We start from the raw sequence: 25,144 nt of genomic DNA, 5'->3' as shown, positions 1-25,144 counted from the left end.
AAGCCCGACCGTAGTCCCGTCGCAGGGCCGTTGGCCAGCCGGTTTGCATTCGGCACCGGGGTTCGTTGTATTCTCACTGCGCGCCGAAAAGCGCACGTAAGGCAGGTTGCCCGAGCGGCCAATGGGAGCAGACTGTAAATCTGTCGGTGAAAGCCTACGTAGGTTCGAATCCTACACCTGCCACGAGATCGCGAGAGGGCGAGCCATGCGCGCGGAGAGCGCGCGCCGGCTCGCTCTCTTTGTGTTTTGTGGGGGGTGCAACCCCCACGCCCCGCCCGGCGGGGCTTCGCCCCCCGGACCCCCCTTGCAGTGGTTGCGTTTCGTGGGGAAGTGGCGGTTGGTCCATCGCTCGATTTCGAGGTGGTTTCGAAACGCGGCTGCTCCGAGGACAAGGGGTTTGCCTCGCTCTCCGTCGAAGTGCGGAGTTCGCCAAGGCAAGTGCTGCTCGACATGGATGGTGTTTCAGGCGGGCCGGAGCTTTCCGGTGTGGTCGGGGGCTCCGCGGCCTGGATGCCTGTGATCTTGGACGCTCTTTGCGCTCCCAGGTCCTTGGGTGGACGCGAACCTTTGGCGGATTCGCTGGTCCCACTTGCTTTTCTGCGGGTGGATCTTCTCCTCAGGGGAGTCGGCTGCGAAAGAGCGGAAGCTGCACGGCCGGGAGGCTCTCGCCGCCAAACGTGCAGCTACTGACGGCAGCGCCCAAGGGCGAGTGTTGTGGAGCGTCCATCGCGGGTTCGGCTCGATGACTTTGCTCGAGTCGGGGTTGGTTGTCAGCGGTGCTCCAGGGGGTGCATTCGGGGTGTTTGCTCGTGTGCAAAAAACCGGCTCTGACCTCGGAATTTGGAAGTGTGAGCGTTGGGTGTGTAATCTCGTTCAAGACTTCGCCGCCCCGGGGTCGAGAAGACGGATCACGGTGCGGAAGTAGTCATGCCCCCTTAGCTCAGTCGGCAGAGCGTTTCCATGGTAAGGAAAAGGTCAACGGTTCGATTCCGTTAGGGGGCTCGCCGGATTGCCGGTGGTGACCGACTCGGCATCGCACCCATGGTCGTGGGGCTGGGCTCGCACCACTGCAATGCGACGCCGTGGCGGTGTAGCTCAGTCGGTAGAGCAAACGACTCATAATCGTTGTGTCGCCGGTTCAAGTCCGGCCATCGCTACCAAAACCGATTACGCCCATCAGGTACCGGAAAGAAGGAAAGTCGTGGCCGCGAAGTCCACCGATGTCCGGCCAAAGATCACCTTGGCCTGCGAGCAGTGCAAGCACCGCAACTACATCACCAAGAAGAACCGGCGCAACGACCCGGACCGGCTGGAGCTGAAGAAGTTCTGCCCGAACTGCGGCACGCACCGGGCGCACCGCGAATCCCGCTGATCCCATCCACGCGTGAAATCGCCGCGTGCAGGGCAACCGGGACGCTGATCCCGGGATCTCGGAACCGTGAAGCTGTGCAGGGCCGGACATCCGTCCGGCCCTGAGCGCTTTCTACGGTCGGGTGCGGTGGTGAACGCTCGCCGACCCCGGGGTGCGGGGTCAGATAGGTACATTCTTCCCGTGACAATCAACACCGGTACTGAAGAAGCGGTCCAGGTGAGCGAGGCGGATCTCGATCCCGCCACCCACGCCGCGGCCATGGTCGGTCACCACTACCGCGTCGACGACTACTACGAGGTCGGCCGCGAGAAGGTCCGCGAATATGCCCGCGCCGTGCAGGACTACCACCCGGTGCACTGGGACGAGGACGTCGCCGCCGAATACGGCTACGACGGCCTCCTCGCGCCCCTCACTTTCATCTCCCTGGTCGGCATCCTGGCCCAGCGCAAGCTCTTCGAGCAGATCGTCACGGGCTACGACCTCAGCCAGATCATGCAGACCGACCAGATCCTGGAATTTCACCGGCCCATCCGGGTCGGCGACCAGCTGACCTGCGACGTCTACCTGCACTCCTTCCGGCAGGCCTTCGGTGGCGACATCATCGTCACCAAGAACATCGTCACCGGGCAGAACGACGAGCTGGTGCTCACCACCTACACCACGCTCGTCGGCCGCAGTGGTGCCGACATCGACCCCAACCTCGCCGACGCGGTCCGCAACGTGCTCATGCACGGCATCGGCGAGGAAGTGCCCGATCACCACCCGCGCACCGCCGCGCGCAGCGAGCAGCCCATCCCGATCGCCGTCATCCCGGAGGTCGCGCCGAGCAAGCACGCGATCAATTTCGAGGACGTCTCCGTCGGCGACGAACTGCCCACCCGCATCGTCCGCCTCACCCGCGGCGATCTGGTCAACTACGCGGGCGTCTCGGGCGACGCCAACCCCATCCACTGGAGCGACGACGTGGTCAAGCTCGTCGGCCTGGACAACGTGGTCGCGCACGGCATGCTCACGATGGGCCTCGGTGGCGGTTTCATCACCTCCTGGCTCGGCGATCCCGGCGCGGTCAAGGAATACAACGTCCGCTTCACCAGCCCGGTCTATGTCGGCTCCGACGAGGCGGCCGAAATCGAGTACACGGGTAAGGTGAAATCCGTGGATCCGGAGACCCGGACCGCGGTCGTCGCCATCGTGGCGAAGTCGGCGGGCAAGAAGATCTTCGGCCGCGCGACGGCTACCGTGCAACTGGCCTGACCTGGTCGATCGACCCTGATTGGCTATTGGCCTAGGCGGTAACGTACACTCAGGTTTCTGGGGTCACCAGCCGCTGCGCGCTGCTCTGTGGGGCTGGTTCCAGGCGGTCCGGAGGACGATCTCCGAAGGACTGCCCATGGGAGCCGGCAACCGCCGAGGCAGCGCGCGTGTTGTGTGGACCAGAGCGACAACTGAATACAGACAATGGTTCGGACACCGAGTTCCACCGTCCAAACCAAAGGGGCGTAGCTCAATTGGCAGAGCAGCGGTCTCCAAAACCGCAGGTTGCAGGTTCAAGTCCTGTCGCCCCTGCCCTTAAGCCAGCGACGGAGAGAGGATCGACGTGAGTGACGAGCGGGAACCTCGCCACGGCGCGGCCGACGAAGGCGATGGCACCGCCGCGGTGAGTCGGCCGAGCGGAAAGCGGTCCGCGCGGCGGGCCCGTTCTGGCTCCACGTCGGTCGACACCGGCTCGATCGCCACGATCGACCGGACGTCGCCCAAGAAGGACAAGACTGCCGGAAAGGCCAAGCGCGAAGGATCGGGCAATCCGTTCTCGCGTTTGATCAAGTTCCTGCGAGAGGTCATCGCGGAACTGCGCAAGGTGATCTGGCCCAACCGGAAGCAGATGGTCACCTATACGAGCGTTGTTCTGGTGTTCGTGGTCTTCATGGTCGCGTTCATCAGCGGGATGGATCTGGCGTTCGTCAAGGGTGTCGACTGGCTGTTCGGCTAGTAGTACGACGCCGACGCCGGTAGCCGATCCCGGGGGCGGACCGGCGGGAGCAATCCGCCGCGCCCGGCCCGGCACGCAGAGGATGTACGTGACGACACAGGAAGCGAGTGCCCTAGTGAGCACCCCGGAGAACGACACAAACGACGAGTTCCCGGTCGACGACGCAGTGGTGGAGCCCGCCGAGAACGAGGCGGAAGAGGCCGCGGCCGTCGAAGAAGCTGTGGTCGAGGAATCCGCACCCGCTACCCCGATCGATGCCGAGCCGGCGGATCCCGTCGCCGAGATGAAGGCCGCGCTGCGGCGCGCCCCCGGTGACTGGTACGTCATCCACTCCTACGCCGGTTACGAGAACAAGGTGAAGGCCAACCTCGAGACCCGCGTGCAGAACCTGGACCTCGAGGAGTACATCTTCCAGGTCGAGGTGCCGACCGAAGAGGTCACCGAGATCAAGAACGGCCAGCGCAAGCACGTCAATCGCAAGGTGCTGCCCGGCTACATCCTGGTCCGCATGGAGCTCAACGACGAGTCGTGGGGCGCGGTGCGCAACACCCCCGGTGTCACCGGGTTCGTCGGCGCCACCTCGCGGCCCTCGCCGCTGTCCATCGATGACGTGGTGAAGTTCCTGGTCCCGGCCGCGCAGCAGAAGAAGGCCCCGGCCGCCGCCGCGGCTGCCGCGAGCGCCGAAAGCGCCGCCGAGGTGGCGCCCAAGCCGGTCATCGAGGTCGACTTCGAGGTCGGCGAGTCGGTCACCGTCATGGACGGCCCGTTCGCGACGCTGCCCGCCAGCATCTCGGAGGTCAACGCCGAGCAGCAGAAGCTCAAGGTGCTGGTCTCGATCTTCGGTCGCGAGACGCCGGTCGAGCTCGCGTTCACCCAGGTCGCCAAGATTTAATCCGATCTCCGCCCTCGCCCCGGCCGCCGGGACCGAGGGCGGAGTGCGTCCGACCGGATGGCGCGGGCAACCGGCCCCACCCGAAGGACGAGGGCAGGCCCCCCGGTAAGGTGTATGGGTTCGTGCGCGGATCCGAACAGCGTCAGCCGGATTCGTTCGCGAGCGCCGGGCCGCGTGCCCGGATGTGGGCTCAGCCCGCAACAGGCTTACGGCAACCGTAAGGACCCGAAACCAAGGAAGAAAGATGCCCCCCAAGAAGAAGAAGCTCGCCGGGATCATCAAGCTGCAGATCCAGGCCGGCGCGGCGAACCCGGCTCCGCCCGTTGGTCCCGCCCTCGGTCAGCACGGCGTCAACATCATGGAGTTCTGCAAGGCGTACAACGCGGCGACCGAGTCGCAGCGTGGCAACGTCATCCCGGTCGAGATCTCCGTTTACGAAGACCGGACCTTCGACTTCAAGCTGAAGACCCCGCCCGCCGCCAGGCTGCTGCTCAAGGCCGCCGGTGTGCAGAAGGGCTCGGCCGAGCCGCACCGCACCAAGGTCGCCAAGGTGACCATGGACCAGGTTCGCGAGATCGCCAAGACCAAGATGGAAGATCTCAACGCCAACGACCTGGACCAGGCGGCGAAGATCATCGCGGGCACCGCGCGCTCGATGGGTATCACCGTCGAGGCCTGAGCGAAGCGAAGGCTTCAGTCGAGCGCAGCGGCGTAAGCCGCAGAACTCGGTGGGAGGGTCGGCCAGACCCGGAAACCACTTCTGAACCAAATACTTTAAGGACAGAGAATCATGGCAAAGCGAAGCAAGGCGTATCTCGCCGCGGCCGAGAAGGTCGATCGCACCAAGCTGTACTCGCCGCTGGCCGCCGCGCGTCTGGCGAAGGAGACCGCGACCACCAAGACCGACGCGACCGTCGAGGTCGCCGTTCGGCTCGGCGTCGACCCCCGCAAGGCCGACCAGATGGTCCGCGGCACCGTCAACCTGCCGCACGGCACCGGTAAGACCGCCCGCGTCATCGTGTTCGCGGTCGGCGACAAGGCCGCTGAGGCCGAGGCCGCCGGTGCGGACGCCGTCGGCGCCGAGGACCTGATCGAGCGGATCCAGGGCGGCTGGCTGGACTTCGACGCCGCGATCGCCACCCCGGACCAGATGGCCAAGGTCGGCCGCATCGCGCGTGTCCTCGGCCCGCGCGGTCTGATGCCGAACCCGAAGACGGGCACGGTCACCCCCGATGTGACCAAGGCCGTCAACGACATCAAGGGCGGCAAGATCAACTTCCGCGTCGACAAGCAGGCGAACCTGCACTTCGTGATCGGCAAGGCCTCCTTCGAAGAGGCCAAGCTGGTGGAGAACTACGGCGCCGCGCTGGACGAGATCCTGCGTGCCAAGCCGTCGACCGCCAAGGGCCGCTACGTCAAGAAGGTGACGGTCTCGACGAACACCGGACCGGGCATCCCGGTGGACCCGAACCGCACCCGCAACCTCCTCGAAGAGGACGCGTAAGCAGCACCGAGGTCCCCTGACCTCACCAAGCCGCCGAGGGCGGGAACGCAACCGCGTTCCCGCCCTCGGCGCGTTTCCGGGGGCTTACCATTGCTGGCCGGAGGTATCCTTACTTCAAGGGGTAGGTAAGGAGAAATGATGGACGCGCTAGCTCGATTGACGTCGAAGGGCCAGCTGACGGTCCCGAAGGCGGTGCGCGATGCGCTGGATCTGCAGGTCGGTGACAACGTCCACTTCCGGGTGGAGGGACAGATCGTGGTGCTCGCTCGGACTCCGGACCTTCTGGAGCTGGCTGGAAGTGTGTCGGTTCCGCCCCAAGTGCGGGGAAAATCTTGGGACGAGATCCGAGACGCGGCGTGGGCCGCGCAATGGCGGGAAGGGGACGCGTGACCGTCTTCCTCGATACCAATGTCGTGGTCCGACATCTAACGCAGGATCCGCCGGAGATGGGCCGCCGTGCCACTTCATTTCTGGCACAAGCCGATGCTCTGCATCTCGCGGACTTGATCCTGGCGGAAACCGTGTATGTGCTCCAGAGCGTCTACCGAGTTGCCCGGCCGGAGGTGGCGGCATTGGCCAGGGCGCTGGTCGGTTCGCGGAACATCGTCACAGATGACCCCGCTCTGTTGATGCGAACGATCGACGTCTATGAGCACCACCGGCTCTCGTTCGCGGACGCGTACCTGATTGCGCTCGCAGAGGTCGACGCCGATTCCGGGGTCGCCTCGTTCGACAGAGGGATCGACAAGGTCGGCACGATCACCCGGATCGAACCCGGCGAGCAGGGGTCCGACGAGTGATTCCGTGGGCCGGCCACAACAGGACCACGGAATCAGGTCGTCGACCCTAGTCGGGCGAATCCTGATCGGAGCCAGCGGATTCCCGCCAGGCGAGGAGGACGGACTCGCCGCTTTGGGCGCCCCACGGGAGGAAGAGGGCGACGAGCAGTGCGCAGACGACGACCGCGCCCGCGGCGACCAGCGATGCCGCGTGGGAACCCTGGAGCGCGGCGGTTTTCATTGCGGTGATGAGGTTTTCGCGCTGGGATTCGAGGAACGCGGGGAGTTCGCGTTTACGGAGTTCCAGCACGCTGAGCGGGCTGGCCGCGACCAGGCTCTTCTGATCCTCGTTCATCAGGGTGCTCGGCACGCGGTCGAGCAGCGGCGAGACGCGGGTCGTGTAGTAGGAGGCCACGATCGAGCCGAGGACGGCGACGCCGAGGGTGCCGCCGATCTCGCGGGTGGTGTCGTTGACCGCCGAACCCGCGCCCGCCTCGTTCAACGGCAGCGAGGACATGATGGATTCGGTGGCCGGGCCCTGGACGATGGCCAGGCCGAGCGCCATCGACACCATCGAGGGCAGCACGTCGGTGACGTAGCCGCTGTCCACCGTCACCTGGCCGCCCAGGTAGAGCCCCAGTCCGGTGAGCAGCAGGCCGAAGACGATCACCGGCGTGGTGCCCCAGCGTTGCGCGAGCAATGTCGCGACGGGCGCGCCGATGGCGACCGAGAACGCGAACGGCAATGAGGCGATACCGAATTCGAGCGGCGTGTACTCGCGCACCCCTTGGAAATACTGGGTGATCAGGAACAGAAATCCGAACATCGAGAAATAGCCGACGGCAATCGACAACGCGGGCATCGAAAAACGCCGATCGCGGAACAAACGCATATCCAGAATCGGCGCCGCCGTGCGCAATTCCCACGCGATGAACGCGGCGAGCAGCGCGACGCCGAGCGCGCCCGCGGTCAACGTGGTGACCGACAGCCAGCCGTAGTGCGGCGCCTCGATGATGGACCAGACGAGCAGCGTGATGCCCGCGATGGACAGCGCGATGCCGGGCAGATCCAGCCTGCCGACATGCGCGGAGCGCGATTCCGGCACCCACAGCAGCGTGGCGACCAGCGCGACCAGCGCCACCGGCACATTGATCCAGAAGACCGAGTGCCAGCTGAAGTGCTCGAGCAGCCAACCGCCGGAGATCGGGCCGATGGCGATGGCGAAGCCCGCCATGGCCGTCCACGCCGCGATGGCCAGCGCCCGCTCGCGTCGGTCGGTGAAGATGTTGATGATCAGGGCGAGGGTGGCGGGGAAGACGGCCGCGGCGAACACGCCCATGGCCGCGCGGGCCGTGATGACCGCGCCCATCGAATCCGACAGTGCGCCACCGACGGACATGACGGCGACGCCGATCAGGCCGATGACCATCACCTTCCGGCGGCCGTAGCGGTCGCCGAGGTTGCCGAAAGCGAGCAACAACCCAGCGAAAGTCAGGGTGTACGCGTCGACGACCCATTGCAGGCCGCTGACACCGGTGGCCAGCTCGACACCGATCGAGGGGAGGGCCACGTTGACGATGGTGTTGTCGAGGACGACCAGCAATTCGGCAAGGCAGATGACTGCCAGAGCGAGAAAGCGCTGGTTGCGTCGTTCCAGCAACACCGGTGGATCGACTATGGAGATTGCCATAGTCCAGCAGCTAAGCAGGTATCTGTCACTCTTGGTAACACTTGCCGAGCGCGATGTCCGACACATTCGGTTCCGAAAAGTGACGTGCGCCACAACAATTCGGTCGCCGAACGGTTCCGATTCGCGCCGAACCAAGGGCCGTTTTGGCAGATGAGGGGGGCGCCAGGTACTGTGGACGACAGTTATCGACGAGTTCGATCGCTACCCAATCCGTTCTACCGAAGACCGTTGGTCGCCGATCCCGCATGGGTTCGGTCGAAGGTCCGGCGACATTGCCGGCGGCCCACGCAGGGAAGAACCGAGGCTGGGAGTCGATTCGAGTCCTGTGGCTCGTGTTGATTTTTCCTTCGCGCCCCGGAACGCCTTGCGTCCGGGGCGTTCGTTTTGTCGCCGGGCTCTTGGATCGGTAGTTCGTGTACCCGAACCGACATCCAGAGAGGAGGCGAAGTATGGCAAAGGCTGAGAAGGTCACCGCGGTCGAGGAGATCGCGGAACAGTTCCGGAACTCGACGGCCACCGTTGTCACGGAATACCGTGGCCTGTCGGTCGGCAAGCTCACCGAACTGCGGCGTGCGCTCGGCGCGGAGGCCACGTACTCCGTCGCCAAGAACACCCTGGTCAAGCGCGCTGCCGCCGAGGCGGGCGTGGAGGGCCTCGACGACTTGTTCGTTGGACCGACCGCCATCACCTTCATCCAGGGTGAGCCGGTCAACGCGGCCAAGGCGCTCAAGACCTTCGCCAAGGACAACAAGGCGCTCATCATCAAGGGCGGCTACATGGACGGCGCCGCGCTGTCCGTCGCCGAGGTCGAGAAGATCGCCGACCTGGAGACCCGCGAGGTCCTGCTGGCCAAGCTGGCCGGCGCCCTCAAGGGCAACCTCGCCAAGGCCGCCGGCCTCTTCAACGCTCCCGCTTCGCAGGTGGCCCGCCTGGCCGCCGCGCTGGAGGAGAAGAAGCGCGCCGAAGGCGGAGCCGCCGAGTAATTCCCCCTGTGCGCGGGCGACACGCCCCCACGGACACCAACTACCGAAAGGAAAACAACAATGGCCAACGTTGACGAACTGCTCGAGACCTTCGGCAACATGACCCTGCTCGAGCTGTCGGACTTCGTCAAGAAGTTCGAGGAGAAGTTCGAGGTCACCGCCGCTGCTCCGGTCGCCGTCGCCGCCGTCGGTGGCGCTGCCGCTCCGGCCGAGGCCGCCGAGGAGCAGGACGAGTTCGACGTCATCCTCGAGGGTGCCGGCGACAAGAAGATCCAGGTCATCAAGGTGGTCCGCGAGATCGTCTCCGGCCTGGGCCTGAAGGAAGCCAAGGACCTGGTCGAGGGTGCCCCGAAGCCGATCCTGGAGAAGGTCGCCAAGGAGGCCGCCGAGGCCGCCAAGGCGAAGCTGGAAGAGGCCGGCGCCAAGGTTTCGGTCAAGTAATTCCACGAATTACTTCGAACGGGCGGTCCCCAAATTTGGGGGCCGCCCGTTTCGCATTTTCCGGAGACATGCGAGCGGGTTTTGTGGAAAAGTGCGAGAGCGTTCGGCTTACTCTGGAGTCAGGTAGGGGTGTGCCCCGTCTCCCACATGGGTTACAGTGACCGAACCCACTGTGACGTGACGCACCGCGATAACCGAGCGCGGTTCGCCGGTGGGCTGCTCGCTGAGAAATGTGGAGGTTGGCGTGGGCGTCGAGGTCAGGACCGAGGGTGTAACCAAGTCCTTCGGTTCGCAGCGAATTTGGCAGGATGTCAGTCTGACCTTGCCCTCCGGCGAGGTGAGCGCGCTACTCGGTCCCTCGGGTACCGGTAAGTCGGTGTTCCTGAAGTCGCTGATCGGCCTGCTGCGGCCCGAGCGCGGCTCGATCTTCATCGACGGCACCGACATCACCACCTGCTCCAACAAGGAGCTCTACGAGATCCGCAAGCTCTTCGGCGTGCTGTTCCAGGACGGCGCGCTGTTCGGCTCGATGAACCTCTTCGACAACGTCGCGTTCCCGCTTCGGGAGCACACGAAGAAGAGCGAGTCCGAGATCAAGAAGATCGTCATGGAGAAGCTCGAGCTGACCGGTCTGCTCGGTGCGGAGGGCAAGCTGCCCGGCGAGATCTCCGGCGGTATGCGCAAGCGCGCCGGTCTGGCCCGCGCCCTGGTACTCGACCCGCAGATCATCCTGGTCGACGAGCCCGACTCCGGTCTGGACCCGGTCCGTACCTCCTACCTGAGCCAGCTGCTGATCGACATCAACGCCCAGATCGACGCCACGATCCTCATCGTCACCCACAACATCAACCTGGCGCGCACCGTGCCCGACAACATCGGCATGCTGTTCCGCCGCCAGCTGGTCATGTTCGGTCCGCGCGAGGTGCTGCTCACCTCCGAGGAGCCGGTGGTCAAGCAGTTCCTCAACGGCCGCATGATCGGCCCGATCGGCATGTCCGAGGAGAAGGACGAGGCCCAGATGGCGCGCGAGCAGGCGCTCGTGGACGCGGGCCACCATCACGGTGGCGCCGAAGAGGTCGAGGGCATCATCCCGCAGATGAAGGCCACGCCCGGCATGCCGGTGCGCCAAGCGGTGATCCGCCGCAAAGCGCGCGTTATGGAGATCATGCACACCCTGCCGCACGCCGCGCAGGTGGCGATCCGCGAATCGATGGCGGAGAACGACGACACACAAGTGATGTCGTACAACGCCCCCAGTGTCGCCAGCTACCAGGGCGACTCGTTCGACACCACCGTGCGCCACAACACAACCAACGGGTAACATACGCCCGTGAACTCGACTCTGGCCCGTGTGCGGACTCCAGTCGAGTCGGCGTTTGCCCAGGCGGGCAACGTCTTTGCGCTCTTCGTCGACGTGATGCGCAAGATGTTCCGCCGCCCGTTCCAGTGGCGTGAGTTCATCGAGCAATCGTGGTTCATCGCCAGCGTCTCGATCTTGCCGAGCGCGCTGGTGGCCATCCCGTTCGGCGCGGTCGTCGCGCTGCAGACCGGTTCGCTGATCAAGCAGCTCGGCGCCGAGTCGTTCACCGGAGCCACCAGCGTGCTCGCCACCGTGCAGCAAGCCGCGCCGGTGGTGACCGCGCTGATCATCGCGGGTGCGGCCGGGTCGGCGGTCGCCGCCGATCTCGGCGCGCGCACCATCCGCGAGGAGATCGACGCCATGGAGGTGCTCGGCGTCGATCCGGTGGCGCGGCTGGTGGTTCCGAGAGTGCTCGGCATGACGCTGGTCGCGGTGCTGCTCAACGGGTTGGTGTCGGTCGTCGGCATCGCGGGCGGCTATTTCTTCAACGTGCTGCTGCAGGGCGGAACGCCCGGCGCGTACCTCTCGTCGTTCTCCGCGCTGGCGCAGCTGCCAGACCTGTGGATCGGCGAGATCAAGGCGGCGATCTTCGGTCTGCTCGCGGGGGTGATCGCCGCGTACAAGGGGTTGCATCCACAAGGGGGGCCGAAAGGAGTCGGTGACGCGGTGAACCAGTCCGTCGTGATCACATTCCTGGTCCTCTTCTTCGTCAATCTCGTTCTGACACTGGTCTATCTGCAGGTCGTCCCGGCCAAGGGCTCCTGACAGATGGCCACCTCCTACCGCAGCCCGGTGCTCGCCAAATCGGCCCGCCGGGCGGGCGAGATCGCGCGCGGGCCGCTGAACGTCATCGACCGCGCGGGCGAGCAGATGTCGTTCTACTCGCGTGCCATCGCGTGGATTCCGCGCACCGCGGTGCACTACCGCAAAGAGGTCATGCGGTTGCTGGCCGAGGTGACCTTCGGCTCCGGCGCGCTCGCGGTGATCGGCGGGACCATCGGCGTCATCGTCTTCATGTCCGGCTCGGTCGGCGTCGTGGTCGGCCTGCAGGGCTTCAAGGCGCTCGACGCGCTGGGCAGCTCCGTGCTCACCGGCTTCCTCACCGCCTACATCAACACCCGGGAAATTGCCCCGCTGGTGGCGGCATTGGCGCTCTCGGCGACGGTGGGCTGTGGCTTCACCGCGCAGCTGGGCGCGATGCGGATCTCCGAGGAGATCGACGCGCTCGAGGTGATGGCGGTGCCCGGCGTGCCGTTCCTGGTGACCACCCGGGTGATCGCCGGCTTTCTCGCGGTCATCCCGCTCTACATCGTCGGCCTGCTCGGCGCCTACTTCGCCTCGCGCTCGGTCAGCATCTGGTTCAACGGCCAATCCAGCGGTTCCTACGACCACTATTTCAGCCTGTTCCTGCCACCGGAGGACGTGCTCTATTCGTTCCTCAAGGTGCTGATCTTCGCGTTCGTCATCATCCTGGTGCACTGCTACTACGGCTTCACCGCCACCGGCGGACCCGCGGGCGTCGGCGTCGCCGTCGGTCGCGCGGTGCGCGCCGCGATCGTGCTGGTGAACATCCTCGACTTCTTCCTCAGCCTGGCGATCTGGGGGACGACCACGACCGTGCGGGTGGCGGGATGAGTGGCCGCGCGTGGCGGTCCACGGAGAAGACCCGGGTGCGGCTGCTGGGGATCGCGTTCTTCGTGATCGTCGGGCTGTTCCTGTGGACGACCGTCGCGATCTACAACAAGCAGTTCGTCAGGACCGTCGACGTGGAGCTGATAACCGACAGCGTCGGCAACGTGCTGAGCAAGAACGCCGATGTGAAGGTGCGCGGTGTGCCGGTCGGCGAGGTGCGGTCGAGCCGGTCCGAGGGCGGCAAGGTCACCCTCGATCTGGCCATCGATCCCGGTAAGGCCGAGCAGATTCCGGTGAACGCGACCGCGCGGCTGCTGCCGAAGACCCTGTTCGGCGAGCGTTATGTGGATCTGGTGATCCCCGAGGATCCCAGCCCGCAGCACCTCACCGACGGCGTCACCCTGTACCAGGACGCCAGCGGCAACGCCATCGAGATCAGCAAGCTGCTCGACGATCTGCTTCCGCTGCTGCAGGCGATCCCGCCGCAGGATCTTGCCGCCACGCTCGGCGCGCTCTCTCAGGCGTTGTCCGGTCAGGGCTTCGCCCTCGGCGAGACCGTGGACAAGCTGGACACGATCTTCCGCGACATCAACGGCGTGCTGCCGGAACTGCAAGAGGGTCTGCGCACTTTCGCCGAGACCGCCGCGGTGTACTCCGACGCCGCGCCGCAGATCATCGACGCGCTGGACAACCTGCGCACCACCAATGCCACCATCGTGCAGCGGCGTTCGGACATCGACACCCTCTACGCCGTGCTCACGCCGACTTCGTCGAGCGCCGCCGACTTCTTTCTCGTCAACCGCGACAACATCATCGACGTCTCCGCCGATTCCCGGCCCGCGCTGGAACTGCTCGCCATGTACTCGCCGAGCTACCCGTGCGCGCTGGCCAACTTCGCGAAGATGAAGCCGCGCATCGACGAGCTCTTCGGCATGGGCACCGACCGGCCGGGCTCCCGGGTGACGATCGAGTTGACCAACACCCGCGGTAGATACCTGCCCAACCAGGACGAACCGCGCTGGCTGGACACCCGTGGGCCCTGGTGCCTCCCCGAATACCCGGTGAACGTCGACCCGGGCCAATACACCGGCGGCCCGAACAACGACGGCTCCTACGCGGTGCCGAGCCGCTACCCGGGTGACCAGGAGAGCGGCAGGTTGCCCGTGCCGCAGTTCGGCGTCTACCCGGCCGCGCAGGTGCCGACACTGGCGGGCTCGCCGCGGGAGCAGCGGTCGCTCGGCGCGATCTACGGTGCGGCGCAAGGTGTTTCGCCGGACGACGTGCCGAGCTGGATGACCAGGATCGCGGCGCCCGCCTTCCGTGGCAGCGAGGTGACGGTGCGATGAACGAGAAGCTACGCGGGCTCGGCGGACCGCTGACCAAGCTGATCATCTTCGTCGCGGTGACGCTGTTCGCCACCACGCTGCTCGGTCTGTCGATCGCCAACTACACCGGCGGCGGCACGCTGTTCAAGGCCAGGTTCACCGACGTCACCGCGCTCAACCCGGGCGACGAGGTGCGCATCGCGGGCGTGCGGGTCGGCAAGGTCACCGACATCGCGATCGTGGACAAGCGGCTGGCCGAGGTGAAATTCGAACTCACCGACCGCGATTGGCTGCCCGCCTCCACCACCGCGACCATCCGGTACCGCAACCTGGTCGGCCAGCGCTACATCGCGCTGGAGCAGGGCACCGGCGAACAGGGCCGCAAGCTCAACGAGGGCGGCACCATCCCGCTGGAGCAGACCAGGCCCGCGCTGAACCTGACCACACTGTTCAACGGTTTCCGCCCGCTGTTCCGCACGCTGACCGCCGAGGACGTGAACAAGCTCTCCTTCGAGATCATCCAGGTCTTCCAGGGCGAGCAGGGCACCATCCACGACCTGGTGGCCAGCACCGCGAGCCTGACCAACAAGATCGCCGACAAGGACGCGGTCATCGGCCAGCTGGTGGAGAATCTGACCGCCGTGCTGGAGACGGTCAACGAGCGCGACGACCAGTTCGACGAGCTCATCGTCAACACCGAGGCGCTGGTCTCCGGCCTGGCCGCCGAACGCGACACCGTCGGCCGCTCGATCAGCTCGCTGGGCGATCTGACCACGGCCACCTCGGAGCTGCTCGTCCCCACCAGGCCTTCGCTGCAGGGCACGATCGCGGGACTGAACCAGCTCACCGGGACGCTGAACGAACGCTCCGACGAGGTGAACCAGGCGCTGGCCACGCTGCCGGTGAAGATGGAAAAGCTCGGCAGGGTGGGCAGTTACGGTTCCTGGTTCCAGTTCTACCTGTGCGGCATCGACATCGTGGTCGGCCCGGGCGCGGTGGACGCGCCGCAGCTCGAGCTGCCGGCGAGCCTGCCGACGATCAACCAGCCGCTGTACACGAACGCCGCGCCGCGCTGCCACGGGAAGGCCCGCTGATGGACGATCGCATCCTCCTCGGCAAGCGCAGCCCGGTCTTCCTCGGCGTGCTCGGCCTGGCCATGGTCGTGCTGGTGACGATGTCGGCGTTCGCGCTGGACCGGCTGCCGATCATCGGCGCCGGCACCAGGTACACCGCCGAGTTCTCCGAGGCAGCGGGACTGAAGAAGGGCAACGAGGTCCGCATCGCCGGCGTGAAGGTCGGCTCGGTCTCCGATGTTCGCCTGGCGGGCGACCGGGTGGTCGTCGAGTTCCGCACCAAGGACGCCTGGATCGGCAGCGAGACCACCGCTTCGATCCAGATCAAGACGCTGCTCGGCCAGAAGTACCTCGCACTCGATCCGCGCGGCTCCCGTCCCGCCGACCCGGACAAGCCGATCCCGTTGTCGCGCACCGTGTCTCCCTACGACGTGATCGACGCGTTCTCGGACGCGGCGGCCAACATCGAGGAGATCGACACCGAACAGCTGGCCACCAGTATGCGGGTGCTCTCCGAGGCGTTCGAGACGACGCCGCCGGAGATCCGCGGCTCCATCGACGGCGTCGCGCGGCTCTCGGAGACGCTGGCCAAGCGCGACGAGGAACTGAAGCGGCTGTTCAAGGCCACGCGCCGGACCACCGAGGTGCTCGCCGACCGCAACGCCGAGTTCGAGCGGCTGCTCGCCTCCGGCGGTCAGCTGCTCGCCGAGCTGAACATCCGCCAGCAGGCCATCCACCAGCTGCTCGTCGGCGCCAAGTCGGTGTCGGTCGAGCTGAGCGCGCTGGTCGCGGACAACTCCGAGCAGATCGGTCCGGCGCTGACCAACCTGGCCGCCGCGATCGAGATGCTCAACGACAACCAGCAGAACATCTCCAAGACGCTGGAACTCGCGGCGCCCTTCTACGGCCTGTACGCCAACGTGCTCGGCACCGGCCGGTGGTTCGACGCGGTGATCGTCAACCTGCTGCCGCCCGCACTGCCGGAGATCCCCGGCTACCGGGATCCGGTACGCGAGATGGGAGGTAACTGACGTGGCCGCGAGCTGGCGCAGCGATCCGCTCACCGCGTTCCGGGAGTCGGGGCGGGGCACCAAGATCGGTATCACGCTCGGTGTCGTCCTGGTGCTCGTCGCAGGGTGGGTGCTGTGGTGGGGCTTCGACCGACTGACCACCACCAAGATCACCGCCTACTTCGACAGCTCGGTCGGCATCTACGAGGGCTCCGACGTGCGCATCCTCGGCGTGCCGGTGGGTCGGGTCGAGTCGGTCGAGCCGATGGGCGACCAGGTGAAGGTCGTGCTGAGCGTCGACCGGGGCTACGACGTGCCCGCCGACGCGCAGGCCGCGCAGATCACCCCGTCGGTCGTCGCGGACCGCTATATCCAGCTGACGCCGGTCTACCGCGGCGGGCCGAAAATGGGTCGCACTGCGACTATTCCGCGGGAACGCACGGTCACCCCGGTCGAGGTCGACGAGCTCTACCGGAGCATCACCGAACTCAGCGAAGCCCTCGGCCCAGACGGCGCCAACAAAGAGGGCGCGGTGAACGAGCTGGTGCGCACCTCGGCGGCCAACCTGGCGGGCAACGGCGAGGCGCTGGCCAACAGCATCAGCCAGCTCTCCGGCGCGGTCAGGTACCTGTCCGAGGCGCGTGGCGACATCTTCGAGACCGTCGAGAACCTGCAGAACTTCGTGAGCATGCTGGCGCGCAACGATCAGCAGGTGCGCGAATTCAACGGGCAGCTGGCCGATCTCGCCGGATTCCTGGCCGACGAGCGGCAGAACCTCGGCGACGCGCTGCACTTGCTCTCGATCGCGCTCGGCGACGTCGCCCGGTTCATCGATGACAACCGCGCGCTGGTCGCGGAGAACGCCGCCGCGCTGACCACGCTCACCAAGACGCTGGCCGACCAGCGCGACGACCTCGCCGCCGCGCTTCCGGTGATTCCGGTCGCGCTGAGCAACCTGGTCAACATCCACAACGCCGAGTCCGGCACCCTCGACATGCGCGCCAACTTCACCGATCTGCAGGATCCTTTCGGCACGATCTGCCGGATGCTCGACCTGTCGAAGCTGATGCCCGGCGATCCGCGCTTCGAGGCGCTCGGCCGTCAGATGCGTCCGCTGCTCGACCACTGCAAGGAGATCACCGACCAGATCACCGCGGGGGTGCAGACTCCCACGCTGATCCTGCCGTTCGGCATCCTCTCCGGGGAGAACCTGCAGCGCGACCCCGTGCCAGGGACGGTGCCCGGCACGCCGTCGAACCAGTTGCCGCCGTCCGAGCAGGGAGGTGAGCGATGAGGACGACCATCGCCCGCGGGCTGAGCGCGGGAGTGCTCGCGGTCTCGGCCGCGCTGATCAGCTCGTGCGCCTCCGACGGCATCTACAGCGTGCCGCTGCCCGGCGGCGCCGACGTCGGCCCGCATCCCATCCACATCGATATCCATTTCGACGACGTGCTCGATTTGGTGCCACAGTCCGCGGTGAAGGTCGAAGGCGTGCCGGTGGGCCGGGTCGAGGACATCGCGCTCGCGGGAGACGGCTGGACCGCCAGTGTTCGCGCGCTGATCGACTCCTCGGTCGACCTGCCCGCCAATGCCAGGGCCGAGGTACGGCAGTCGAATCTGCTCGGCGAGAAGTTCATCGAGCTCGCACCGCCCGTCGCGGACCCGGATCCGGCGAGGCTGACCGACGGCGCGGTGATCCCGGTCGAGCACACCAGGCACGCCACTGAGATCGAGCAGGTGCTCGGCGCCATGTCGCTGCTGCTCAACGGCGGCGGCGTCGCGCAACTGCAACCGATCGTCAGCGAGTTGAACAAGACCTTCGGCGGCCGCGAGGGCAAGGTTCGTTCGCTGCTCGAGCAGGCCAACACCTTGATCGGCGGGCTGAACGAGCAGGTGGACGACATCACGCGGGCCATCGACGGTCTCGCCACGCTCAGCAGCCGGGTCAGCACCCAGACCGAGTCGATCGGCAAGATTCTCGACGAACTGCCCGATGGCATACGGATCTTGGAAGAACAACGGCCGGAGTTGATTTCGTTGCTCGCCCAGCTGGACCGGCTGGGGCAGGCGGGCTTCGACGTCATCAATACCGCGAAGAACGACCTGATCCGCGATCTGAACTCGCTGCGCCCGACGCTGCAGGAACTCGGCCGCGCCGCGCCGGATCTGGTGACCGCGTTCCCGCTGATTCCGACCTACCCGTTCCCCGATTCCGCGCTGGAGGGCACCTTCGGCGGCCAGGTCAACACGTGGCTCTCGGTGGACCAGCAGATCGGCGTCACGCTGAGCAATCTCGGCGTCGGCAAACCGGATCCGGTGTACATCCCGCCGCCCTACGGCCCGCCGGTGAACGTGGACCCGTCCAACCCGTACTACGGCGGCAACGGTCCGCGGCCGGGCTGGCCGACGGTGTCGCTGATTCCGCTGCCGCCGACCATGGCGGTGCTGCCCGCGCCGGGCGCGCCCATGCCGAACCCGCTCGGCCCGCTGCTGGAACAACTCGGCGTGACGCCGCCCGAGGCAGGGGGTGAGCCGCGATGACCCGTCTCGTTCGCAACCAGCTGGTCGTCTTCCTGGTGCTCGCGGTGGTCGGCGTGATCTTCGTCGGCGCCAAGTACATCCGGCTCGATCACATGCTCGGCTTCGGCCACTACGAGGTGCGCGTCGACGCCGAGCAGACCGGCGGCATCTACAAGGGCGCCGAGGTGACCTATCGCGGCGTCCCGGTCGGCCGGGTCGGCGACTTGGCGCTGACCGACGAGGGCGTCAGCATGACGCTGGTCATCGACTCGGACTCACCGCGCATACCCGCCTCGGCCGAGGCCGTGGTGGCGAACCGCTCGGCCATCGGCGAGCAGTACGTCGACCTGCGGCCGGACAGCGACAGCGGTCCGTACCTGAAGGAAGGCTCGGTGATCAGCGGGGCGCAGACGCCCGTTCCGGTGGAACAGCTGGTCTCCAGCGTCGACCACTTCACCAGGACGGTGGATCTGGAGGCGTTGAACACCACCGTCACCGAGCTGGGCAAGGCCTTCGACGGCAAGGGCGAGGACCTGCACGTCCTCCTGCAGTCGCTCAACGAGTTCACCACCACGTTCCACGAGACGCTGCCGCAGACCGTCCAGCTGATCCGCGACGGCAGGGTGGTGTTCGGCACCCAGGCCGAGCAAGCCGCCGCCATCCGGCGCTTCAGCGACGGCCTCGACCGGCTGACCGCGCAGCTGCGCTCCAGCGACCCCGCGATACGCAGGCTGATCGGCACCGGCGCCGACGCGGGCGAACAGTTCGGCGCACTGCTCGACGAGAGCGGCGGCGCGCTCACCGAGGACCTGGCCAACCTGCGGGTGCTGCTGCAGGGGATCTCGCCCAAGTTCTACGCGCTGCGTCCGCTGCTGCAGATGCTGCCGCAGCTGTCCCTCGGCGCGTCGGCGACCGCGCCCGGCGACGGGACCAGCCACTTCGGCCTTGTGCTCGAGACCAACAACCCGCCCGCCTGCACCGTCGGCTACGAGGGCACCCAGCGCATTCTCGAGCAGATGAAGGCGCAGAACCCGGACTTCGACGACACCCGCGACGAGTTCCCGTTCAACACGGACGCGAAATGCCTTGTGCCGTTCGGCAATCCGACCGCAGTCCGGGGCGGCGAGCGGGCCGAGCTGGCCGATCCGAGCATCGCGCAGCCCTGGGACGACAACCCCAAAGTCGACCCGGACAAGCTGAACCTGAACCCGATCGCCGTGCAGCTCGCCACCCTGATGGGAGTCACGCCGAAGCGGTGACCAGGAAGGATGACGTTATGGTGCTGAGTCGTGAGTATTGATCCGTCTGGTTCGGGCCGCCCGCCGGTCGCGGTGCGCGCGCTGGCGCTCGGCGCGCTCGCCGTCGCCCTCGTGGCCGCGCTGTGGTTCGGCGGTGGCTGGGTGCGCGCGGCGTTCTTCACCGACGGTCCGCGGGCCGACGCGCGCGATTCCGCGCTGGACGCCGCGCGACAGGCCGCGCTCAACATGACCTCGATGAACCTCGACGACGTGCCCGGCTCGCTCGCACTGGCCAGGTCGTCGATGACCGGGCCGATCCTGGAGTCGGCGGAGAAGAATCGGCAGCAGTCCGAGCAGATGGCCGCGCAGTCGGGTGTCGCCATGAAGTCCAAGGTGCTCGGGGCCGCACTCACCTCGCTGAACAGCGAACGGGACAAGGCCTCGGCGCTGGTGGTGCTCCAGGTGACCGAGTCGAAGCCGGACAAGTCGGTCTCCGACTACCGGTACACGTGGAGCCTCGACATGACCAAGGACGGCGAGGTCTGGAAGGCCGAGCAGGTCGCTTCGCTCACCCAGCCGGTGCTGCTGGAGGGGCCCGGCCCGGCCGGGCTCGGACAGCCGGGGACGCCCGCGCCGACCGAGGGGGCGCCCGCGCAGGAGGGACCGCGATGAACACCCGCCGCCCGGTCAACCGGGTCACGCCGAAACGGCGCACCACCCAGCCCGCCGCGCGTCCGACGCGCAGGCCCAAGGTCACCTCGGCGCGCCCGACCGCGCCGCGCGACGTCCCGACCAGGGAAAAGCAGGCCGTCGCCGCCGAGCGTCGGCCGCGCCGGTTCACACCCCCTCGCCTTCGGTCGGCGGGTTCCTGGGCGCCCGTCGCGGCCGCGCTGATCGCGGCCGTGCTGCTGGCCGGATTCGCCGTCGTCGCCGCGCAACGTCCCGGCGTCCCCGACGAGAACCGGGCACTCCTCGACACCAGCGCGACCGAGGAGGTGCGCGCCGCCGCCGACCACGCGCTGCGCACGATCTACGGCTACGACATCGCGCACATCGACGGCTACGAGGCCGCGGTGCGCCAAGTCGTCACCGGCGAGATGCTCGCCGATCTCGACCAGTTCGCGGCCACCACGATCGACGCCATCCGGCAGGCCCGGACCAGCGCCGACGCGAAGGCCGACCCGATCGGGGTGACGATGCTCACCGAGGACCGCGCCGAACTGCTGGTGAATCTCGTGGTGAGCGCTACCAAGGACGGCGTGGCCCAGCAGAGCGTGGCGGGTCCCGTGGTGCTGCGGATGCAGAAGGTGGACGGTCGCTGGCTGGCCAGCGGCATCGTCGACCAGTGATCTTGGTCCGCGCGACCGTATTCCGGCGGGGGCAGGTCGGTCCGGGCACTTGACGAGTTTCGCCCGACCCGTCACGCTATTCACAACAGCGGCAGCTGTCACAAGTGGTTTCAGCCGCCCCGTGGCCCTCGACGCAGCCAGCGATCCGGGTGCCGGGCATCGCCCGCGCGGGGTCGGCAGACCGGCCGCTTGCCTACGACGCGGCGTGCGTGCGACCACGGCCCAGGGTGGCCAAGGCCACGGCGCGCCAGCGGCGTGGAGGATCACACGGGTGGTACTTTGACACCCCCGTGTTCAGGGGTGTAGGTTTGGACTTTGCGCTGGCTGCCTCCTGTCCATACCTCGATTCGCACACGTAAGTTTCGCCTTCCGGTGTTACTTCCGTTGTTGCCTGTTCGGGTTTCGTTCGGGTTGTGACCAGCGGAATTCGTAGCAGAAGCAAGCGACGGTCGCGGACCACCACGCGACGCGCGTGAGGTGCTGGAAGGACGCATCTTGGCAGTCTCCACCCAGACCAAGGCAGTTGCCGGTATCCCTGGAGCCCCCAAGCGGGTCTCCTTCGCGAAGATCCGTGAACCCTTGGAAGTGCCGGGTCTTCTCGATCTACAAACGGAATCGTTCTCCTGGTTGGTCGGTTCGTCGGAATGGCGTGAGCGCGCGGCCGCTCGCGGCGACGTCGGCCTTGTCGGTGGACTCGAGGAGGTGCTCGAGGAGCTGTCGCCGATCGAGGACTTCTCCGGCTCCATGTCCCTGTCCTTCTCGGATCCGCGCTTCGAAGAGGTCAAGGCCTCGATCGATGAGTGCAAAGAAAAGGACATGACCTACGCGGCGCCGTTGTTCGTCACCGCGGAGTTCATCAACAACAACACCGGCGAGATCAAGAGCCAGACGGTCTTCATGGGTGATTTCCCGATGATGACCGACAAGGGCACGTTCATCATCAACGGCACCGAGCGTGTCGTCGTCTCGCAGCTGGTCCGCTCCCCGGGCGTCTACTTCGATCACACCATCGACAAGGGCACCGAGAAGGACCTGCACAGCGTGCGTGTCATCCCGTCGCGCGGCGCGTGGCTGGAGTTCGACGTCGACAAGCGCGACACCGTCGGCGTGCGCATCGACCGCAAGCGCCGTCAGCCGGTCACCGTGCTGCTCAAGGCGCTGGGCTGGACCACCGAGGAGATCGTCGAGCGCTTCGGCTTCTCCGAGATCATGATGTCCACCCTCGAGAAGGACAACACCGCCGGTCAGGACGAGGCGCTGCTGGACATCTACCGCAAGCTGCGTCCGGGCGAGCCGCCGACCAAGGAGTCCGCGCAGACCCTGCTGGAGAACCTGTTCTTCAAGGAGAAGCGCTACGACCTGGCTCGCGTCGGTCGCTACAAGATCAACAAGAAGCTGGGCATCCACCTCAACGAGCCGGTCATCGGTTCGGTGCTGACGCGCGAAGACATCGTCACCACCATCGAGTACCTGGTTCGCCTGCACGCGGGCGACAAGGTCATGACCGCGCCCGGCGGCGAAGAGGTGCCGGTCGAGGTCGACGACATCGACCACTTCGGCAACCGTCGCCTGCGCACCGTCGGCGAGCTGATCCAGAACCAGATCCGGGTCGGTCTCTCTCGTATGGAGCGCGTCGTCCGTGAGCGGATGACCACCCAGGACGTCGAGGCGATCACGCCGCAGACCCTGATCAACATCCGTCCGGTCGTCGCCGCGATCAAGGAGTTCTTCGGAACTTCCCAGCTGTCGCAGTTCATGGACCAGAACAACCCGCTGTCGGGTCTGACCCACAAGCGTCGTCTCTCGGCGCTCGGCCCGGGTGGTCTGTCCCGTGAGCGCGCCGGCCTGGAAGTCCGAGACGTCCACCCGTCGCACTACGGCCGCATGTGCCCGATCGAGACCCCGGAAGGCCCGAACATCGGCCTGATCGGCTCGCTGTCGGTGTACGCGCGGGTCAACCCGTTCGGCTTCATCGAGACCCCGTACCGCAAGGTCGTCGAGGGCCGGGTCACCGACGAGGTCAAGTACCTCACCGCCGACGAGGAGGACCGCGAGGTCCGCGCCCAGGCGAACTCGCCGGTCGACGCCGACGGCAACTTCCTCGAAGAGCGGGTGCTCGCGCGCCGCGGCAACGAGGAGATGGAGTTCGTCGCCCCGACCGAGGTGACCTACATGGACGTCTCGCCGCGCCAGATGGTGTCGGTCGCGACCGCCATGATCCCGTTCCTCGAGCACGACGACGCCAACCGTGCCCTCATGGGCGCGAACATGCAGCGTCAGGCCGTGCCGCTGATCCGTTCCGAAGCCCCGATCGTGGGCACCGGCATGGAGCTGCGCGCCGCGACCGACGCCGGCGATGTCGTGGTGAACGAGAAGTCCGGTGTGGTCGAGGAAGTCTCCGCCGACTACGTCACGGTCATGGCCGACGACGGCACCCGCAAGTCCTACCGGATGCGGAAGTTCGCTCGCTCGAACCAGGGCACCTGCTCCAACCAGCGGCCCATCGTGGACGAGGGCCAGCGGGTGGAGAAGGGCCAGGTCCTGGCCGACGGTCCGTGCACCGAGAACGGTGAGATGGCCCTCGGCAAGAACCTGCTCGTGGCGATCATGCCGTGGGAAGGCCACAACTACGAGGACGCGATCATCCTGTCGCAGCGCCTCGTGGAAGAGGACGTCCTCACCTCGATCCACATCGAAGAGCACGAGATCGACGCCCGCGACACCAAGCTGGGCGCCGAGGAGATCACCCGCGACATCCCGAACGTCTCCGACGAGGTGCTCGCCGACCTGGACGAGCGGGGCATCGTGCGCATCGGCGCCGAGGTTCGCGATGGTGACATCCTGGTCGGCAAGGTGACCCCGAAGGGTGAGACCGAGCTGACCCCGGAGGAGCGGTTGCTGCGGGCGATCTTCGGTGAGAAGGCCCGCGAGGTGCGTGATACCTCGCTGAAGGTGCCCCACGGTGAGTCCGGCAAGGTCATCGGCATCCGCGTGTTCTCCCGTGATGACGAGGACGACCTGCCGCCGGGTGTGAACGAGCTGGTCCGGGTGTACGTGGCGCAGAAGCGCAAGATCCAGGACGGTGACAAGCTCGCCGGTCGTCACGGCAACAAGGGTGTGATCGGCAAGATCCTGCCGACCGAGGACATGCCGTTCCTGCCGGACGGTACCCCGGTCGACATCATCCTCAACACCCACGGTGTGCCGCGTCGAATGAACATCGGCCAGATCCTGGAAACCCATCTGGGCTGGATCGGCAAGGCGGGCTGGCAGGTCGAGGGCAACCCCGACTGGGCCAAGAGCCTGCCGGAGGAGATGTTGGGCGCGCCCGCCGACTCGAACATCGCCACCCCGGTGTTCGACGGCGCCCGCGAGGAGGAGCTGACCGGTCTGCTGTCCTCGACCCTGCCGAACCGCGACGGCGAGCGCATGGTCGACGACAACGGCAAGGCCACCCTGTTCGACGGCCGCTCCGGCGAGCCGTTCCCGTACCCGGTGGCGGTCGGCTACATGTACATCCTGAAGCTGCACCACCTGGTCGACGACAAGATCCACGCGCGTTCGACCGGTCCGTACTCGATGATCACCCAGCAGCCGCTCGGTGGTAAGGCGCAGTTCGGTGGTCAGCGCTTCGGTGAGATGGAGTGCTGGGCCATGCAGGCCTACGGCGCGGCGTACACGCTGCAGGAACTGCTCACCATCAAGTCCGACGACGTCGTGGGCCGCGTGAAGGTCTACGAGGCGATCGTGAAGGGCGAGAACATTCCGGAGCCGGGCATTCCGGAGTCGTTCAAGGTGCTCCTCAAGGAACTCCAGTCGCTGTGCCTCAACGTCGAGGTGCTGTCTTCGGACGGCGCCGCGATCGAGCTGCGCGAAGGCGAGGACGAGGACCTGGAGCGCGCCGCGGCGAACCTGGGCATCAACCTGTCCAGGAACGAAGCGGCCACCGTCGACGATTTGGCGAACTAGGCGGTCGGGCGCGGACG

The 25,144-nt window shown here is 66.6% G+C and carries 23 protein-coding genes and 4 tRNA genes; 26 read left to right on the top strand and 1 reads right to left on the bottom strand.

Annotation, left to right across the window (positions count from 1 at the left end):
• Positions 1-100 precede the first annotated feature (100 nt).
• The 12 genes from T333_RS13995 (at position 101) to T333_RS13940 (ending at position 6,558) form a co-directional block, all read left to right on the top strand.
• A tRNA-Tyr gene (locus T333_RS13995) sits at positions 101-183 on the top strand.
• A 746-nt stretch (positions 184-929) separates the two neighbouring features.
• A tRNA-Thr gene (locus T333_RS13990) sits at positions 930-1,002 on the top strand.
• Positions 1,003-1,084: 82 nt separating this feature from the next.
• Positions 1,085-1,160, top strand: a tRNA-Met gene (locus T333_RS13985).
• Positions 1,161-1,201: 41 nt separating this feature from the next.
• Positions 1,202-1,372, top strand: a complete 171-nt coding sequence (rpmG, locus tag T333_RS13980) for a 50S ribosomal protein L33 (RefSeq protein ID WP_011211653.1) — start codon at positions 1,202-1,204, stop codon at positions 1,370-1,372.
• Between the two features lie 186 nt (positions 1,373-1,558).
• Positions 1,559-2,626, top strand: coding sequence for a fused (3R)-hydroxyacyl-ACP dehydratase subunits HadA/HadB (locus T333_RS13975; protein ID WP_354999044.1), 1,068 nt, complete (start codon positions 1,559-1,561; stop codon positions 2,624-2,626).
• A 239-nt stretch (positions 2,627-2,865) separates the two neighbouring features.
• A tRNA-Trp gene (locus T333_RS13970) sits at positions 2,866-2,938 on the top strand.
• A gap of 31 nt (positions 2,939-2,969) precedes the next feature.
• Positions 2,970-3,362, top strand: a complete 393-nt coding sequence (secE, locus tag T333_RS13965) for a preprotein translocase subunit SecE (protein ID WP_354998919.1) — start codon at positions 2,970-2,972, stop codon at positions 3,360-3,362.
• A 115-nt stretch (positions 3,363-3,477) separates the two neighbouring features.
• Positions 3,478-4,254, top strand: coding sequence for a transcription termination/antitermination protein NusG (gene nusG, locus T333_RS13960; RefSeq protein WP_354999045.1), 777 nt, complete (start codon positions 3,478-3,480; stop codon positions 4,252-4,254).
• Between the two features lie 244 nt (positions 4,255-4,498).
• Positions 4,499-4,933: a 50S ribosomal protein L11 gene (gene rplK, locus T333_RS13955; RefSeq protein ID WP_354998920.1), complete on the top strand. Its 435-nt coding sequence runs from the start codon at positions 4,499-4,501 to the stop codon at positions 4,931-4,933.
• Between the two features lie 111 nt (positions 4,934-5,044).
• Positions 5,045-5,758 (top strand): 50S ribosomal protein L1, encoded by a 714-nt coding sequence (gene rplA / locus T333_RS13950; RefSeq protein ID WP_354998921.1) that lies wholly within the window; start codon positions 5,045-5,047, stop codon positions 5,756-5,758.
• A gap of 138 nt (positions 5,759-5,896) precedes the next feature.
• Entirely contained in the window at positions 5,897-6,148 is a 252-nt protein-coding gene (locus tag T333_RS13945) for an AbrB/MazE/SpoVT family DNA-binding domain-containing protein (protein ID WP_354998922.1), read from the top strand.
• Positions 6,145-6,558 carry a type II toxin-antitoxin system VapC family toxin gene (locus T333_RS13940; protein WP_354998923.1) on the top strand — a complete coding sequence of 138 codons (414 nt, stop codon included), beginning with the start codon at positions 6,145-6,147 and terminating at the stop codon, positions 6,556-6,558. The genes T333_RS13945 and T333_RS13940 overlap by 4 nt, the downstream gene beginning before the upstream one ends.
• Positions 6,559-6,604: 46 nt before the next feature.
• Here T333_RS13940 and T333_RS13935 read toward each other — a convergent pair whose 3' ends face one another.
• Positions 6,605-8,227, bottom strand: coding sequence for an MFS transporter (locus tag T333_RS13935; RefSeq protein ID WP_496424660.1), 1,623 nt, complete (start codon positions 8,225-8,227; stop codon positions 6,605-6,607).
• 449 nt (positions 8,228-8,676) lie between these two features.
• Here T333_RS13935 and rplJ point away from each other — a divergent pair, with 449 nt between their 5' ends.
• The 14 genes from rplJ (at position 8,677) to rpoB (ending at position 25,127) form a co-directional block, all read left to right on the top strand.
• Complete coding sequence (gene rplJ, locus T333_RS13930) at positions 8,677-9,210, top strand: 50S ribosomal protein L10 (RefSeq protein ID WP_067791433.1); 534 nt, start codon at positions 8,677-8,679, stop codon at positions 9,208-9,210.
• 60 nt (positions 9,211-9,270) lie between these two features.
• Positions 9,271-9,651, top strand: a complete 381-nt coding sequence (rplL, locus tag T333_RS13925) for a 50S ribosomal protein L7/L12 (protein WP_067791435.1) — start codon at positions 9,271-9,273, stop codon at positions 9,649-9,651.
• Positions 9,652-9,895: 244 nt separating this feature from the next.
• Positions 9,896-10,972: an ABC transporter ATP-binding protein gene (locus tag T333_RS13920; protein WP_354998925.1), complete on the top strand. Its 1,077-nt coding sequence runs from the start codon at positions 9,896-9,898 to the stop codon at positions 10,970-10,972.
• A 96-nt stretch (positions 10,973-11,068) separates the two neighbouring features.
• A complete protein-coding gene (locus T333_RS13915; protein WP_357251547.1) occupies positions 11,069-11,776 on the top strand; it encodes an MlaE family ABC transporter permease in 708 nt (235 codons plus the stop codon).
• Positions 11,777-11,779: 3 nt separating this feature from the next.
• On the top strand, positions 11,780-12,646 hold the full coding sequence (locus tag T333_RS13910) for an MlaE family ABC transporter permease (protein ID WP_354998926.1): 867 nt from the start codon (positions 11,780-11,782) through the stop codon (positions 12,644-12,646).
• Positions 12,643-13,989 (top strand): MCE family protein, encoded by a 1,347-nt coding sequence (locus T333_RS13905; protein WP_354998927.1) that lies wholly within the window; start codon positions 12,643-12,645, stop codon positions 13,987-13,989. The genes T333_RS13910 and T333_RS13905 overlap by 4 nt, the downstream gene beginning before the upstream one ends.
• On the top strand, positions 13,986-15,062 hold the full coding sequence (locus T333_RS13900) for an MCE family protein (protein ID WP_496424659.1): 1,077 nt from the start codon (positions 13,986-13,988) through the stop codon (positions 15,060-15,062). The genes T333_RS13905 and T333_RS13900 overlap by 4 nt, the downstream gene beginning before the upstream one ends.
• On the top strand, positions 15,062-16,072 hold the full coding sequence (locus T333_RS13895) for an MCE family protein (protein ID WP_354998929.1): 1,011 nt from the start codon (positions 15,062-15,064) through the stop codon (positions 16,070-16,072). Before T333_RS13900 ends, T333_RS13895 begins: the two co-directional genes overlap by 1 nt.
• Position 16,073: 1 nt before the next feature.
• The gene (locus tag T333_RS13890; protein WP_496424658.1) at positions 16,074-17,345 is read left to right on the top strand and encodes an MCE family protein; all 1,272 of its coding nucleotides are present in this window, start codon (positions 16,074-16,076) and stop codon (positions 17,343-17,345) included.
• Positions 17,342-18,592 carry an MCE family protein gene (locus tag T333_RS13885; protein WP_496424657.1) on the top strand — a complete coding sequence of 417 codons (1,251 nt, stop codon included), beginning with the start codon at positions 17,342-17,344 and terminating at the stop codon, positions 18,590-18,592. The genes T333_RS13890 and T333_RS13885 overlap by 4 nt, the downstream gene beginning before the upstream one ends.
• Positions 18,589-19,830 carry an MCE family protein gene (locus tag T333_RS13880; RefSeq protein ID WP_496424656.1) on the top strand — a complete coding sequence of 414 codons (1,242 nt, stop codon included), beginning with the start codon at positions 18,589-18,591 and terminating at the stop codon, positions 19,828-19,830. The genes T333_RS13885 and T333_RS13880 overlap by 4 nt, the downstream gene beginning before the upstream one ends.
• 30 nt (positions 19,831-19,860) lie before the next feature.
• Positions 19,861-20,481 carry a hypothetical protein gene (locus tag T333_RS13875; RefSeq protein WP_496424655.1) on the top strand — a complete coding sequence of 207 codons (621 nt, stop codon included), beginning with the start codon at positions 19,861-19,863 and terminating at the stop codon, positions 20,479-20,481.
• On the top strand, positions 20,478-21,158 hold the full coding sequence (locus tag T333_RS13870) for a hypothetical protein (RefSeq protein WP_496424654.1): 681 nt from the start codon (positions 20,478-20,480) through the stop codon (positions 21,156-21,158). Before T333_RS13875 ends, T333_RS13870 begins: the two co-directional genes overlap by 4 nt.
• 477 nt (positions 21,159-21,635) lie before the next feature.
• Complete coding sequence (rpoB, locus tag T333_RS13865) at positions 21,636-25,127, top strand: DNA-directed RNA polymerase subunit beta (RefSeq protein ID WP_354998934.1); 3,492 nt, start codon at positions 21,636-21,638, stop codon at positions 25,125-25,127.
• Positions 25,128-25,144: the final 17 nt, after the last annotated feature.

It is taken from the genome of Nocardia sp. CNS-044, from assembly GCF_059570515.1.
This window is presented reverse-complemented; position numbering and strand designations above follow the sequence as displayed.

Excerpts from the sequence above, each read along its gene's own strand:
- rplK (WP_354998920.1), top strand. The coding sequence starts at position 4,499 with ATGCCCCCCAAGAAGAAGAAGCTCGCCGGGATCATCAAGCTGCAGATC.
- rplA (WP_354998921.1), top strand. The coding sequence starts at position 5,045 with ATGGCAAAGCGAAGCAAGGCGTATCTCGCCGCGGCCGAGAAGGTCGAT.
- T333_RS13945 (WP_354998922.1), top strand. The coding sequence starts at position 5,897 with ATGGACGCGCTAGCTCGATTGACGTCGAAGGGCCAGCTGACGGTCCCG.
- T333_RS13935 (WP_496424660.1), bottom strand. The coding sequence starts at position 8,227 with ATGGCAATCTCCATAGTCGATCCACCGGTGTTGCTGGAACGACGCAAC.
- rplJ (WP_067791433.1), top strand. The coding sequence starts at position 8,677 with ATGGCAAAGGCTGAGAAGGTCACCGCGGTCGAGGAGATCGCGGAACAG.
- rplL (WP_067791435.1), top strand. The coding sequence starts at position 9,271 with ATGGCCAACGTTGACGAACTGCTCGAGACCTTCGGCAACATGACCCTG.
- T333_RS13915 (WP_357251547.1), top strand. The coding sequence starts at position 11,069 with ATGCGCAAGATGTTCCGCCGCCCGTTCCAGTGGCGTGAGTTCATCGAG.
- T333_RS13910 (WP_354998926.1), top strand. The coding sequence starts at position 11,780 with ATGGCCACCTCCTACCGCAGCCCGGTGCTCGCCAAATCGGCCCGCCGG.
- T333_RS13905 (WP_354998927.1), top strand. The coding sequence starts at position 12,643 with ATGAGTGGCCGCGCGTGGCGGTCCACGGAGAAGACCCGGGTGCGGCTG.
- T333_RS13900 (WP_496424659.1), top strand. The coding sequence starts at position 13,986 with ATGAACGAGAAGCTACGCGGGCTCGGCGGACCGCTGACCAAGCTGATC.
- T333_RS13895 (WP_354998929.1), top strand. The coding sequence starts at position 15,062 with ATGGACGATCGCATCCTCCTCGGCAAGCGCAGCCCGGTCTTCCTCGGC.
- T333_RS13885 (WP_496424657.1), top strand. The coding sequence starts at position 17,342 with ATGAGGACGACCATCGCCCGCGGGCTGAGCGCGGGAGTGCTCGCGGTC.
- T333_RS13880 (WP_496424656.1), top strand. The coding sequence starts at position 18,589 with ATGACCCGTCTCGTTCGCAACCAGCTGGTCGTCTTCCTGGTGCTCGCG.
- T333_RS13870 (WP_496424654.1), top strand. The coding sequence starts at position 20,478 with ATGAACACCCGCCGCCCGGTCAACCGGGTCACGCCGAAACGGCGCACC.